15 protein-coding genes and 1 riboswitch are annotated in these 13,577 nt (G+C 64.5%); of the genes, 5 read left to right on the plus strand and 10 right to left on the minus strand.

Annotation, left to right across the window (positions count from 1 at the left end; genetic code table 11):
* Positions 1–13 precede the first annotated feature (13 nt).
* Together J1M86_RS02465 and J1M86_RS02470 are read right to left on the minus strand one after the other, a co-directional pair.
* A complete protein-coding gene (locus J1M86_RS02465; protein WP_206508706.1) occupies positions 14–856 on the minus strand; it encodes an alpha/beta hydrolase in 843 nt (280 codons plus the stop codon).
* 89 nt (positions 857–945) lie between these two features.
* Entirely contained in the window at positions 946–2,136 is a 1,191-nt protein-coding gene (locus J1M86_RS02470; protein WP_206508707.1) for an ATP-binding protein, read from the minus strand.
* Positions 2,137–2,428: 292 nt separating this feature from the next.
* Between J1M86_RS02470 and J1M86_RS02475 the strand changes: the two genes are divergently transcribed.
* Positions 2,429–2,893, plus strand: a complete 465-nt coding sequence (locus tag J1M86_RS02475; protein WP_206508708.1) for an alpha-isopropylmalate synthase regulatory domain-containing protein — start codon at positions 2,429–2,431, stop codon at positions 2,891–2,893.
* 63 nt (positions 2,894–2,956) lie between these two features.
* Here the strand turns inward: J1M86_RS02475 and J1M86_RS02480 are convergent, their stop codons facing one another.
* Positions 2,957–3,424 carry a hypothetical protein gene (locus J1M86_RS02480; protein WP_206509113.1) on the minus strand — a complete coding sequence of 156 codons (468 nt, stop codon included), beginning with the start codon at positions 3,422–3,424 and terminating at the stop codon, positions 2,957–2,959.
* 74 nt (positions 3,425–3,498) lie between these two features.
* On the opposite strand from J1M86_RS02480, the gene J1M86_RS02485 reads away from it, so the two are divergent.
* The 3 genes from J1M86_RS02485 (at position 3,499) to J1M86_RS02495 (ending at position 6,130) form a co-directional block, all read left to right on the plus strand.
* Positions 3,499–4,392 carry an alpha/beta fold hydrolase gene (locus J1M86_RS02485; RefSeq protein ID WP_075837864.1) on the plus strand — a complete coding sequence of 298 codons (894 nt, stop codon included), beginning with the start codon at positions 3,499–3,501 and terminating at the stop codon, positions 4,390–4,392.
* A 179-nt stretch (positions 4,393–4,571) separates the two neighbouring features.
* On the plus strand, positions 4,572–5,300 hold the full coding sequence (locus tag J1M86_RS02490; RefSeq protein ID WP_206508709.1) for an ANTAR domain-containing protein: 729 nt from the start codon (positions 4,572–4,574) through the stop codon (positions 5,298–5,300).
* A 41-nt stretch (positions 5,301–5,341) separates the two neighbouring features.
* The gene (locus J1M86_RS02495) at positions 5,342–6,130 is read left to right on the plus strand and encodes a GAF and ANTAR domain-containing protein (protein ID WP_139317959.1); all 789 of its coding nucleotides are present in this window, start codon (positions 5,342–5,344) and stop codon (positions 6,128–6,130) included.
* Between the two features lie 30 nt (positions 6,131–6,160).
* Here J1M86_RS02495 and J1M86_RS02500 read toward each other — a convergent pair whose 3' ends face one another.
* Genes J1M86_RS02500 through J1M86_RS02515 form a run of 4 tightly spaced genes read right to left on the minus strand, consistent with a single transcriptional unit; the run spans position 6,161 to position 9,792 of the window.
* On the minus strand, positions 6,161–6,919 hold the full coding sequence (locus J1M86_RS02500; protein ID WP_206508710.1) for a GAF and ANTAR domain-containing protein: 759 nt from the start codon (positions 6,917–6,919) through the stop codon (positions 6,161–6,163).
* On the minus strand, positions 6,916–7,704 hold the full coding sequence (locus tag J1M86_RS02505; protein WP_206508711.1) for a GAF and ANTAR domain-containing protein: 789 nt from the start codon (positions 7,702–7,704) through the stop codon (positions 6,916–6,918). Before J1M86_RS02505 ends, J1M86_RS02500 begins: the two co-directional genes overlap by 4 nt.
* Before the next feature lie 57 nt (positions 7,705–7,761).
* Positions 7,762–9,033, minus strand: a complete 1,272-nt coding sequence (locus J1M86_RS02510) for an LLM class flavin-dependent oxidoreductase (protein ID WP_206508712.1) — start codon at positions 9,031–9,033, stop codon at positions 7,762–7,764.
* Between the two features lie 3 nt (positions 9,034–9,036).
* Entirely contained in the window at positions 9,037–9,792 is a 756-nt protein-coding gene (locus tag J1M86_RS02515) for a 3-oxoacyl-ACP reductase (RefSeq protein ID WP_206508713.1), read from the minus strand.
* A 46-nt stretch (positions 9,793–9,838) separates the two neighbouring features.
* Positions 9,839–9,938: riboswitch (TPP riboswitch) on the minus strand.
* Positions 9,939–10,005: 67 nt separating this feature from the next.
* Between J1M86_RS02515 and J1M86_RS02520 the strand changes: the two genes are divergently transcribed.
* The gene (locus J1M86_RS02520; RefSeq protein ID WP_075837867.1) at positions 10,006–10,308 is read left to right on the plus strand and encodes a hypothetical protein; all 303 of its coding nucleotides are present in this window, start codon (positions 10,006–10,008) and stop codon (positions 10,306–10,308) included.
* Positions 10,309–10,331: 23 nt separating this feature from the next.
* Here J1M86_RS02520 and J1M86_RS02525 read toward each other — a convergent pair whose 3' ends face one another.
* From J1M86_RS02525 to J1M86_RS02535, 3 genes are read right to left on the minus strand one after another with little or no spacing between them, the layout of a single operon-like run.
* Entirely contained in the window at positions 10,332–11,642 is a 1,311-nt protein-coding gene (locus J1M86_RS02525; RefSeq protein WP_075837868.1) for an alpha-amylase family glycosyl hydrolase, read from the minus strand.
* The gene (locus tag J1M86_RS02530; protein WP_075837901.1) at positions 11,639–12,799 is read right to left on the minus strand and encodes an alpha-hydroxy-acid oxidizing protein; all 1,161 of its coding nucleotides are present in this window, start codon (positions 12,797–12,799) and stop codon (positions 11,639–11,641) included. Before J1M86_RS02530 ends, J1M86_RS02525 begins: the two co-directional genes overlap by 4 nt.
* A gap of 31 nt (positions 12,800–12,830) precedes the next feature.
* The gene (locus J1M86_RS02535) at positions 12,831–13,532 is read right to left on the minus strand and encodes a type 1 glutamine amidotransferase (protein ID WP_206508714.1); all 702 of its coding nucleotides are present in this window, start codon (positions 13,530–13,532) and stop codon (positions 12,831–12,833) included.
* Positions 13,533–13,577: the final 45 nt, after the last annotated feature.

Here is a 13,577-nt window from a genome sequence, read left to right on the forward strand (position 1 = left end):
GGCGGTGGACTGTTCAGGCCGACTCGACGCGCGGTGCCAGCCACGCGATCAGGTCGTCGAGGACCTTCGACTGCTCGGGTTCGTTGAATATCTCGTGATACAGCCCGGGGTACACCTCGAGCGTGAGATCTGTGGACCCGGCCTTCTCGGCGATCATCCGGCTGCCCGCGACGTCGGCGAGCTTGTCCTGGCTGCCGTGTTGCAGCAGGACCGGCAGAGTCAGCAACGGCAACCGCGCCGGGAAGCTCTCCATCGCGCCGACGAGGGCTGCAGCCAACCCGGCCGGGACCTTGCCGTGATGAACCAGAGGGTCGGCGTTGTAGGCGGCGACGACCGCCGGATCGCGCGAAACTGCATTGGAGTCGAGCGTCTGCACCGGCGCTCCCGGAGCGATCCGTCCCAGAATTTTGCCGATGGGGATGAGAATTTTCGGTGTCGAATCACCGAGAACCACCGCCGGGCCGGAGAGCATGAGCGCGTCGAGTTCGTCCTGATGGTCGAGTGCATACGACAACGCGATCGCCCCGCCCATGCTGTGACCGAGCAGGAAGACCTTTGCTCCCGGGTGCGCGGTCTTCGCGATGCCGAGCAGCGAGTGCAGGTCGTCGGTGTAGTCGGACCAGTTCTTCAGCTCGAGCCGCTTCCCGCCGGACCGTCCGTGGCCGCGGTGGTCGGGGGCGAACACCGCCAGCCCGAGCTCACCGAGCCGCTCGACGACATGGTCGTAGCGACGTGCATGTTCACCCAGCCCGTGGCAGAGCACCACGATGCCTCTCACCTCGGCTTCGGGTTCCCACACGTCGTGGACTATCCGTGTACCGCGAACGCCGGTGAACGCCGATTCGGTGTGTTTCACGTGCTGTGCTCCTTCACATGCGGCTCCGCCGCATGTGCGCGGTAATACATAGCGGGCTATGTATTACCGCGCACATGGGCCGGAGGCCCCTAATCGTCCGTCTGAGCCCGGAGGTACCGCCCGAAGTGCGGAACCGTGAACGCGATCGTCCCACGCTCAGCCGAATAGATGAGGCCTTTCTTGATCAGCCCGTCTCGCGCCGGCGACAGCGAGGCCGGCTTGCGCCCCAGCTCGGTGGCCACCGCGGATGTCGGTACGGAGGCGTCGTCGGTCGACAAGTCGGCCATCGCCCGCATGTACTCACGTTCCGACGGTGTTGCGCGCTCGTAGCGTGAGCCGAAGAATCCGACAGCCAGTTCCTCCTCGGCCGTCGGCGCCGCGACGCGCACGTCCTCGACCGTGATCGGTGACTCGGCGGCGAGATCCCACGTCGCTTTGCCATAGGCCTGCACGAAGTAGGGGTAGCCATCGGCGGCTTCGTAGAGCGCGTCGAGGGCCTCGATCGTGAACTCGACGTCCTCTCGGTCCGCCGGTGCGATGAGGGCGAGGTCGGCAGCGGTGCGTTCGAGACGACCGATGCGGTGATAGCTGAAGAGCCGCTCCGAGTAGCTCTTGGAGGCCGAGAGCACTGCAGGTAGGTGCGGTAGCCCGGCTCCGACGATGATGAGCGGCGCGGCATCCTGGCTGAGCTCGTGGCATGCCGCGCACAGAGCGGAGATGTCGGCGGGTCCGAGGTCCTGCATCTCGTCGATGAAGATGGCAATTCCGACGCCGACATCGGCGGCAAGGGACGAGGCGTCGAGCAGCAGTTCGACGAGGTCGATCTCGATGTCGCCGGAGTCGGCGCGGCCCGTTCTGGCCGGTACGTCGATGCCTGGCTGCCACCGCTCCCGCATGCCCTTGTCGGCAGTCGCGCGCAGCGCGAATGCCTTGAGTACCCCCAGGAACTCGTCGACTCGCTCCGGGTCTCGGTGCGCGGTCGCGATACCGCGGACCGCCATGTGCAACGCCGACGACAGTGGCCGGCGGAGCTCTTGATCGGGCCTCGCCTCGATCTTCCCGGTACCCCATCCTCGGGCGACTGCGGCCGAACGCAGCTGGTTCAGCAGAACCGTCTTCCCGACGCCCCGCAACCCCGTCAGTACGACGCTGCGTTCGGGTCGGCCGCGGGTGATCCGTTCGAGGACGACGTCGAAGGCGTCGAGCTGCTTCTTTCGGCCGGCGAGTTCTGGTGGGCGCTGGCCTGCGCCGGGAGCGTAAGGGTTACGCACGGGGTCCATGGGGCCAAAGTAACAACTGCGATAGCAAACTATGCGTACATCTAGCGCGTGTCCTAGAGAGCCTTATCGACACCAATCGACTCGCTATCGAGTTCTAGGGGTTGCTACCGGTTTTGCTAGATACCGATAGACGCCAGAATAGTTGCCTCGACGGACGCGCTGGGGCTACATTGGTGTACGTGAAGCGCCTTCTCGTAGTACACCGCCGTAGCGGGGTCTAACTCGGACCGACCCCTCGCTGCGGGTCGTCGTGCTATCTCGGTCCTTCCTTCACATTCGGAAAGACCCCACCATGAACGCTCTCACCACCTCAACTTCTCCCGACTGCTTCGCAGCACGTTTCGGCACCCCGCTTCCGCGCGCACTACGCGCCGACGCCGACACTATGAGCTGGACAACATTCACGCACCGGTACAGCGCCGGATCGAGTCCGATCCGGCTGGGCACGTGGACCACCAGCGCCGCCCCCGGCGGCCGAACCACTTTCGACGCCACCTTCGGTATCGGCGACACCATTCACACCGCATCGGCGACGACGCACGGGCCGATCGACGCGTTGACCTCGATGCTCTACGACGCCGGCTTCCACCTCGAGATCATCTCGTTCCACCAGCAGCATCTTGCTACGGGAACGCAGACCGCGACCTTCGTCCTGTGCGAGTTCGACGGCCGCCGCCGCTGGGCAATGGCCATCGACAGTGATGCCACACAGTCGTCCATCCGCGCACTCATCGGCGCCGCCAACATGCTCCACTAGCACCTTCTACGGCACTCTTGCGTAAGAGATAGAGTGCCGTAGAAAGCGCTATGGCATTTCCCGCTATGGCATCTCCATCGTCTGCGCCCGCTGAATCTCGGCGACAGCGCGCCTTAGATACACCTCGGCGGAGGCCTTCCTCCTGGCCAGCAGGTCCGCGATGATCAACACCGCATGTTGCGGCAGCGGTGGTCTCCGCACCTCCTCGGTATCGGCGACTCCCAGCGCACCGGTGAGGACCTCGACGAACCCGGGTACGTTCAGGTCGGGATGCCATTCGGCTGCCGAACGGACTGCCCGAGTGAGTGCGTCCTGCACATCCTCGCCGGTGAGCCCGTCGGGATGCAGTTCTTCGAGAAGCGAGCGGACCATCTCTGAATGAATCGCAGCCACCTGCGCCGAGTCCTGCGCGTGCAGCTCGGTGACGGCCTCGGCGAACTCCGCGGTGGATTGCGATCGTGCGGCGTTCACGGCATCGTCGGTAGCTGTAGCTATCGCGCGCACTGCCGGTGGCCATTCGGGATCGATCATCACGTGCCAATCCTCGCAGTTCCTACCGACAGAATGCATACATGTAACCGTCGTTCATACTAATATTGACCAGTATGAGCGTCACCGAGCAGCGAACAACCGTGGTCAACGAGGGAATGCGGCTCGCCGTGTTCGAAACCGGCAACCCCGAGGGCGAACCGATCGTCCTCGTTCACGGTTGGCCTGACACGCACGAACTGTGGAGCCACATTGTTCCGCTGCTGGCCGAGAAGTTCCGCGTCATCAGCTACGACTCCCGCGGCGCCGGCGCCAGTACCGTCCCACAGGAACGCGCCGCGTACCGCCTGAGCAGCCTGGCCTCGGACTTCTACGCCGTGATCGACGCCGTCAGCCCCGACCGACCGGTCCACGTACTCGCCCACGATTGGGGCGCTGTGGAGGTGTGGGAGGCAGCCGGCGAGCCCCGCGCAGTGGATCGCATTCGCTCGTACACCTCCATCTCCGGACCAAATCTCGACCACCTCGGCAAATGGTCGAGGTCGCGCCTGAAGAAGCCGACGTGGACATCGATCAAGCAGGTCCTCGCGCAGACGCGTGCGTCCTGGTACACCGTGACGTTCCACATCCCCGGGCTGTCGACGCTGCGCATCAAACGTCAGTTCGCCAAGGGATGGCCGGCGTTTCTGGAGGAATTCTCCGACGTAGACCCCGCTCTCGTCACCCAGAACCCCACCCTGTGGTCCGACGCCACCAACGGCACCAACCTGTACCGGGCCAACATCATCCCGCGGCTGATGAAGCCACGCGAGCGCTACATCGACATTCCGGTGCAGCTGATCGTCAACACCGAGGACGTCGCGGTACGCCCGTTCCACTACGAGGACACCGGCAAGTGGGTGAAGAATCTGACGCGCAACGACATCCCCGCCGGCCACTGGTCACCGATCTCGCATGCAGCCGAGATCGCCGAGCTCACCGAGAAATACATCGACAGTACGACCACGTGAGATCAGAGCACGGAAGCGCAAATTTCAGCTTCGTCGACTAAGATTTCCCGTAGGTTTGGAAAGAAGCCCGCCGTGCGTCGACTCGACACACGACAATCCGGGACAGCCCATTGTGGGAGACCCGTTGTGACCACCCTTGACCTTGTCAACACTGACCTCGTCGCTACCGGTTTCGCCGAATGACGGAGTCATTCGAAGTTCAGCGCCTGGTGGGATCCGTGCACGCAGTTTCGGACGACACCGAGTCGGAGATGCACCGTCTGGACTACCTCGTCGACCGACTTGTTGCCTCGGCCGCGCCTGCGGTGACGTTCACTTCTCTTGCCGAGGCATGTGTGCCGCTGCTCGGACCGCGGTGCATCGTCGATCTCGTCGAAGATTCAGGGGTCGCGTACAGCATCGAGCGCCCGCGCGGCTCGATGAGTAAATTGCCCGGTGAGCGCGGCGGGGCGGACCGGTGCACGGTGAGCGCCGCGGCGACGATCCCTTCTTCGACCCTCGCAGCCGCAGGTGGCTCCGGCTACTACGCGCAGGTGAGCAGTTTCTGCCCGGTGGATCGAACTCCGACGGAGGAGCGAGAGTACCTCCTGCAACACCTCGTCGATTCCGCCGTCGAGTTGGTACGCCGTGAACGCATCCAAGCAGCTCTCGACGCCGAGCACGCAGTGTCCGCGCAATTGCGTCAGGCCCTCCAGGGCAGCCGCGACATCGGGATGGCCATCGGGATCACGATGAATGCGTCACACCTCACCAGCGATCAGGCCTTCGAGGTGTTGTCGAGGGCCAGCCAGGACACCAATCGCAAACTCCGCGACATCGCGACCGAACTCGTGCGCACCGGGGTGCTGCCCCACGTGGCCTCGGCCCCCGGCCTTGCCGTTCACGCGGCAGGCAGCGATTACCGATGAGCCGACCACCGATGACCCGACCACCGATGACCGGACCACCGATGACCCGTAATGTCGACCCCGTGGGGGATGAGTTCGACGAAGTGGCGATTCGTGGGCTGGCCGACGAACAGGACGTCGATCTCCGCGAAAGCCTGGCCGCGCTCTCGCAGTTGTCCATGGGCCACGACGGTCTCGCGTCGATGCTCGTGCATGTTGCAGAGTTCGCAGTTCGGGCGATACCCGGCGCCGATGGTGTCGGGGTCATGGTGGTGCACGACGACCGCCCCGACACTGTGGTTGCCAGCGCCGAGTTCGTGCGTTCGGTCGATGCGATCCAGTACGGCCTCGGCGAGGGTCCCTGCATCGAGGCCGCGGCGGACGCGAAGACGGTAGTCTCTGGTTCCTTGGGGGATGACCGGAGATGGCCTCGGTTCGGTGTGTCCGCAAGCAAGCTCGGTGTCCACAGCGTCCTGTCGCTACCGCTCCTGACTTCGAACGGTGTGATCGGAGCGCTCAACGTCTATGCCTACCAGGCAGAAACCTTCGATGAGCGCGCTGTGACGTTGGGTGAGTGGTACGCGCTCCCGGCCGCGATCTCGGTACAGAACGCCCAGAAACTCGATCATGCGCGACGCGTGACCGGGCAATTGGAAGCCGCGCTGACAAGCCGGGCGGTCATCGACCGCGCCGTCGGGATCGTGATGAGCCGCAGCGGATGCACCCCGGAAGAAGGCTTCGACGCGCTGCGCGCGATAAGCCAGAAGGAGAACCGGAAGTTGTCCGTGGTCGCGGTCCGCGTCATCGACGAGGCTGTGCGCCGCGCTCGTGCCCGGCGCACCGAGCACTGAGGAACAACGCCACCGACGACCGAGATCCAGTCACACCTGGTTCTCACCCAGAACTCCGGCGACGCTCGCGAGAACGGTTCGAGCATCCAACTCCCGCTGTACGAGGTCATCCGTCACCTTGGACAGCGCCATCTCGTGATCGCGGGCGTATCGCCGCAACACCGCAAACGCTTGATCCATGTCCAGGTTGCCGACCTGAGCGAGGAGGCCCTTGGCCTGTTCGAGGCTGGCGCGGTTACGTAATGTCGAGCTGAGCTGACTACCGATCGCTCTCGCGTCGGGCATCGTCGGTCCATTGACGAGTGCGATGCTGGCGACGTGGGCGAGGGCCTGCGCGAGTTCGAGGTCTTCGTCATTGAGTGCACCGGACTGCGATCCGAACAATCCGAGAGTGCCCAGTGCCGTCTTCCGCAACCGCATGGGTACTGCATGCACGGAGGCGAACCCGGCTGACGTGGCGACCTCGACGAATTGCGGCCACCTCGTCCGATGCTCCTCGAGATCGGCGACGCTGATCGGCTGCCCGGTGTGGAAGCAGTCCAGGCAGGGGCCTTGCTCGCGCTGAAGTTGAAAGACCTCGAGCAATCGCGTTGTCTCCGAGGAGGCTGCGACGACATGCAGAACCTCGCGTTCGTCGGCCAACAGTAGACCTGCCGAGGCGATGTCGAGTAGCTGTGCACATTCGCTGGTCAACCCGCTCAGCAGTTCGATGACATCGAACTCACCGACCAGACTGTTGGCCAAGCGCACAAAGGCTTCGGTAACGCCGTGTTCGCGGTTGTTGTTCATCCGATACTTCCCAAATTGTTCCCGGCGGCGGGGTGGTCGTCGGGGGTCAGTACGAGCCGACGTTCGACGATGTCCCATGCGACCTCGCTGGCGGTCTGCCCGGCAAGATATGCGTGCGCGCGCAGACGGGCGAGTGCCTCGACCGGACCGATATCGAGCTGTCCGATGATCATTCCCGTCGCTTGATACACCTCGACTCGTTCGAGGGAGGCAAGCTGCTCCCAACCGTCTCCGCCTTCGCTCGCGGCATTCCAGTCGAGATCCGAGGTCATCAGGTCCAGCAATGGCAGCGCAGCGAGTTCGGCTGCCCACATGCCCGCGTTCAATACAGTCTCCGACAGCGGCCCAGGGCTGGCGCGATAGAGATCGAGGACCCCGACGTGCACGGCCGCGATCGCGGTCGGAAGCGCGAAGACCGCCTGCACTCCCTCGTCGAGCACGGCAGGAGTGAATGCCGGCCACCGTCGCTCACCGGGATCGGCCAGGTCCGGCACCAGAACAGGCGCACCGGTGGCGACCGCATCCAGGCATGGACCTTCACCGAACGTGAACTGAAACTCGTCCAAGCGCCTGCTGAATTCACCACTCGATCCGAACGTCCCGCGGGTTTCTCCATCGTGAATCACCGAGATCGCCGCACCATCGACGGGCAGCAGATCCACGCACGCCACACACAAGCGGTCGGCGGCGGATAGTCCTTGTCCGCCGCTCGCCATGGCCGACGCCAGATCCTCGCGCAACCGCGACTCCGCGGTCACTGCGGTGCCGCCGCGAAAGACAGGCATACGCTCATACCGATCAACCCTAGCCGCCCGGATGCTTCGTTGGTGGGCAGCTACTGATCAGCGCAGCATCTCCCGCAGGGTCGTCGAGGTGTATTCGCGTCGGAACGCCCCGCGCTGCTGCAGGATCGGCACGATGTGGTCGACGAACTCGGTGAGGCTCTCCGGATACAACGGAGGCATCAGATTGAATCCGTCGGCCGCGCTGCGGCGCACCCATTCCTCGATCTCGTCGGCGATCGACTCCGGGGTCCCGATCATCGTCGCGTGCCCGCCACCGGCGGCGAGGGTACCCAGCAGTTCGCGCACGGTCGGGGAGTCCTTGTCGATGATCCGCAGGATCGTCTCGTATCGACCGTGCGGACCGGTGAACTCCTCCAGCGGTGGCAACGGTGGCACCGGTGCGTCGAGTTCCCACTCGCTGCAGTCCTGTTCGACGAACATCCCGAGCTGACGTAGCGACTGTGCCACCGGGAGCAGCGCATCCAACTCGGCCTTCTTGGCTCGGGCCTCGGCCATAGTCGACCCGACGTAGGTCACCAGACCGGGCATGATGCCCACCGTCGCCGATTCCCGTCCGGCTCTGTCTATCCGTGCTTTGACATCCCTGTAGTAGCTCGCGCCGGACTCGATGTCGTACGCCACCGCGTAGATCGCCTCGGCGTATCGCGCTGCCAGATCTCGTCCCGGTCCCGACGCGCCTGCCTGAAACAGCACCGGCCGCCCCTGCGGTGACCGCGGCACCGTCAATGGGCCGTCGACCCGAAAGTGCTTGCCCACGTGATCGATCGAGTGAACCGCATTGGGATCGGCGTACATGCCTTCTCGGTCGAGCACGAGCGCGCCCGCATCCCAGCTGTCCCACAGCGCGAGCGCGACGTCGACGAACTCCTCGGCCCGCGCGTATCGCTCCTCGCGAGAGGGGATCTCGTCGAATCCGTGATTGCGGGCCTCGGCGTCGAACATCGAGGTGACGACGTTCCATCCGGCTCGTCCGCCACTGATGTGATCGAGCGAGGCGAGCAACCGGGCGGCGTGAAACGGCGTGTAGAACGTGGTGGACACCGTGGTGACCAACCCGATGTGGGAGGTCGCTCGTGCCATGGCCGTCAGCGCCGTGATCGGTTCGAGGAACCAGGTTCCGGCACCGGCCGGATCGCGCACCGAGTGCCCGTCCGCGAAGAACACCGCATCGAACTTGCCTCGCTCGGCGGTACGCGCGAGCTCGGAGTAGTAGCCGATGTCGCCGAGGTCCTCGACGCGGGAGCGCGGGTGGCGCCAGGCGGCACTGTGGTGTCCGCAGCCGAACAGAAAAGCGTTGAGATGCAGCATGATCTAGTCCTTGACCAAGCCGCCGTCGACGACGAGGTTCTGTCCGGTCACCGATCGCGACCAGGGTGAGGCGAAGAAGAGCAGGGCGTCGGCGAACTCCTCCGGCGTCACCACGCGTTGCAGCGGGGTCGACGCTGCGATGAGGTCGAATACAGCTTTCGGTGTCGCGGAGCTGGCGTCGGTGGTGCGCAGGAGGCCACCGGAAACCATGTTGACGGTGATGCCGTCGGCCCCGAGGTCGGCGGCGAGCGTACGAGTCAGCGACAGCAGCGCCGCCTTCGAGGCCGTGTAGTCGTGGTAGGGAACGACGGGGTTCTGGAAGAGGTTCGTGCCGACGTTGACGATGCGGCCGAATCCGATGGAGCGCATTCCGCCGAGGGCGCGCTGGGTGGTGGTGAGTGCGCCGCGGACCGCTCCCTGGAACTGGGCGTCGAACTCCTCCCAGGTGATGGTGTCAGCGGTGCTACGAGCGTCACCGTTGAAGGAGAAATCGGCGAGAGCGTTGTTGACGACCGTGGTGACGGGCTTTCCGAAGTGCTGCTGCGCTGCGGTGAACATCGTCTCGACCTGGTCGGCCTGCGTCACGTCCGCCGCCACGGCGAGGCCGCCGATCTCTGCAGCGAGCCGTTCGGCGGACTGAACACTGCGACGGTAGTTGACCACGACATCGGCACCCTGGGCGGCGAATGCCCGTGCAATCGCGGACCCGAGTCCCCGCCCAGCGCCGGTAACCAGAACAGTCTGCTCGCTCAGTTTCATACACATGCCTCTCGCTCGTTGGCCGTCCAACGCGAAAGACAATGCACCCCATGGGTGCAGACATCCCTACGCTGGTGTTGACCAGATCAGGTTCGACGGGTGTGTTCTCAGCCGCTTCATGAAAAGCGGCACCCCGTGTCAACGACGAGTGTACCTATCGGGCTCTGTACCTCTATCTAGCGCTAGCAGTAGAGATGGATATAGGCTCCTACGATGCGCGAGCGAGAGTACGTCGAATACTGGTTGGACGAGAACGTCGTGCTCGTCCTCGACAACCGCATCGTCGAAATCTTCGACGCGACACAGCAGACCGTCTCGGGCCGACCCCGCTGGCACGTCGCGCACATCGGAGTCGACGCGAAGCCCCGTGGCGGCGGACTACGCGTCAAGATCGGTGCACGGTTGTCCGACGGCTCGATCTCGTACCTCGGAGGTCAAGCGGTGTTCGACGTGCCGCAGGACAAGGTCCCGCACGTGCTGGCGTTCTTCGACCGCGCGAAGCAAGCCAGAGGCTGACCCTCGATCCGGTTGCCGGGCAGCTACTTCCTACCGAAGACAGCCCAGCCGTGCGGCGGCACGGTGACGCGGCCACCCTCGACGGTCGCTTGACCAGCCAGTACGTCGCCGCCGAGCGAGTAATCGATGGGGTCGTCACCGAGATCGAGCACGACGTGGACATGATCGTCACCGGCGTAGGCGCGGTACACCAACGCGGTATTGGTCAGCTCGAGAGTCTCGGTGCGTGCGTAGTGCAGCCAGGGATTGCGCCTGCGTAGACCGATCAACTCCTGATGCAGGTGATACGTCGGCCACCCCTCCGGTGCGAGTTCCTCCTTGGTCATGGGGAACTCGGGACGAACGTCGTCGTCGCCACCGACGCGCTCCTCCTTGACACCACGGAAGCCCTGCTCGTCGCCGTAGTAGATCATCGGGGTGCCCCCGGTGGTGAAGAGAACGACCAGTGCGTGCGCGTGGTGCCGTTCGTCGGCGATGGTGCTCGCGATGCGGTTGACGTCGTGATTGCCGACGAATGTGGCGGGCACGAACGTCTCCAGCCAGTCGTTGTGCCGACCCAGTGCGTGGGAGAGTTCGAAGAAGTTCGCCTCCGAGATAGCGCTCCATGTCGCTTTCCACAGCTCGTACTGCGTCACCGAGTCCACCGTGCTGTGCTGAACGAACTGCGCGTAGTCGCCATGGATGACTTCACCGAGAAAATATGCCTCGGGATGCTGCTGCCGCACACGGGGGATCACCGAGGCCCAGAACTCCGTCGGCACAGCGTATGCCGCGTCCAGACGCCACCCGTCGGCACCGCGGCCCAGCCAATGCGACATGACGTCGGCGACGTACTGCTGGACATCGGCATTGCCGTGGTTCAGCGTCACGAGGTGCTCGTGTCCCTCGAAGCTTCGATGCGTGGGGCGCTCGCCCGAGAAGTCCAGATGGAACCACTGTGCCGCGTCCGAACCGGGGCCTGATTCCAGCGCCTGTCGGTACTTCGAGAATCCTTGCGCCACATGGTTGAAGACACCGTCGAGCATGATCTTCAGTCCGCGGCCGTGAGCGGCCTCGACGAGGGTATCGAAGTCTGCGTCGGTACCGAGCCGCGTATCGATATGAAGGTAGTCGACGGTTTCGTATCCATGCCCCTCCGAGGCGAAGATCGGCCCCAGCGCGATCCCCGAGGCTCCGAGTTCGACTGCGTAGTCCAGCCATTCGACGACCTTGAGCAGTCGATGCTCCTCCGCCAGTGATGTTCCGTCCCAATCATGGACAGGTGCCCCGGCGAAACCGAGCGGGTAGACATGCCACCAGATCGAGTGGGCGACCCAGGATGGAGTTGCGCTCATGCGGAGATCACCGACTCGCGTCCCAGTTCTGCAGCGCCGGTGTGACCGGACAGGCTGGTGACGAGATCGAATTCGGCAAGGATGCAGCGCAAGACGTGCTCCACGCCCGACTGGCCGCCGAGCGCGAGACCGTAGAGGAAAGGTCGGCCCAGCAGCACTGCATCGGCGCCGAGTGCGAGCGCTTTCGCCATGTCCGCACCTGTTCTGACGCCGGAGTCGAACAGCACGGTCAACCGATCGCCGACGGCATCGACGATACCGGGCAGGGCATCCAATGATGCTCGTGCGCCGTCGATCTGGCGGCCACCATGATTGGACACCACGATACCGTCGACTCCATGCTCTGCCGCGGCACGTGCGTCCACCTCGGTGCAGATTCCCTTCAGCACGATCGGACCGTCCCAGTGCTCGCGCAGAAAGCCGAGCTGCGACCAGTTCAATCCGGGATTGGGGAACATCTTCGCCCAATGCATCGCGGCAGCAACGGGGTTGGCCTCGACCGACTGCTCGAGCCCGGCCAGGAACGCCGGGTCGGTGAGGTAGTTCTCGATTCCGAGATTCGCCAGGAAGGGCAGGTAACCGCGATCGAGATCGGCGGGTCGCCAGCCGAGCATCGTGGTGTCCAGGGTCAGGACCAGCGTGGTGAAGCCGGATTTCTTCGCGCGGTCCAGAAAGCTGAGCAGCACCGATTCATCGGTGGGCCAATACAACTGGTACCACCGCGGGGCATCGCCACCGGCCTCGGCGATCTGCTCGAACGAGTGCGAGGCCTGGGTGGAGTGAATGTACGGCACCCCCAGTGACGCCGCTGCGCGTGCGGAGGCGAGCTCGCCCTCCGGGTGCGCCAAAGTCTGAACTCCCACCGGTGCGATCAGCAACGGCGCGGGCATCTCGGTGCCGAGAACTGTGGTGGAGTGATCACGTTCGGCGGCGCTGCGAAGCATCCGAGGAGCAATGCGCCAGCGGTCGAAAGCATCCCGATTGGCGCGAGCGGTGGACCCGCTGCCCGCGCTCGCCACGATGTACCCCAGCGCCTCCGGCGTCAGCGTGGCAGCCGCCTGCTCCTCGAGCTTCGCAAGATTCGTCGTGATCTGCGGCCGCTGATCGGTGAACATGCCCTGCGCGTAGATGCCGATCTGGTGGTCACTGAAGTTCATGACCTCCACCGTAATAGCAGAGCCGGTCCGATCAGCGCGATTGACGCCCGATCCACGCGTCGAGCAGGGCGCTGCAGCGGGCACGCGCGTCCCGTTCGCCTGCCTCGAGGTCTTCCCGAATCGCCGCGACCAGCTGACGATCGTGTTCGACACCGTCGCGTGCCCACGCGTGCGCCCAGGAGTCGAAGGTATCGACGTCGATCTCGGGGTGGAACTGCACTCCCAGGTGGGGACCTGCCGTGAAGGCCTGCTGGCCGGCATCGTTGCGAGCGATCACCGTTGCGCTGTCGGGGGCTACGAAGGTGTCGCCGTGGAACTGCATCCACGGACCGCTGCCGACCAACTCGGGGCAGTCGGACTCGATGTCTGTCATTCCGTGTTCCGGCCAGTCGGACTTGGTGACGGTTCCGCCGAGGATCTGCGCGAGCAGTTGGCCGCCGAAGCAGACGCCGAGAATGGGTACGTCGAGGCCGATGGCGCGTTCGAGGTAGGCGGTTTCGGGGCCGACCCATGGATTGAGGTCGTAGGCCGCATCGGGGGAGCCCATGACCACGACCATCGCGGCGTCGCCGAGTGGTGGTGGCGTCGATGCGGATGCGTAGTCGAAGGAGTGCACCTGCAACTGAAATCCGCGTTGCTGAAGTTCGGGTATGAACGTGCCGATGTTGCGGTAGCCCAGGGCCGGATCTCGGTCGTGGACCAGTACGACGGCTCTGCTGTTCGTCTCGGACACGGCACTCCCTCCGGTTCTGCTGCGCACGGTAACCGCAGACTACGG

Source organism: Rhodococcus sp. KRD197 (assembly GCF_017168235.1).
Classification (GTDB): domain Bacteria; phylum Actinomycetota; class Actinomycetes; order Mycobacteriales; family Mycobacteriaceae; genus Rhodococcoides.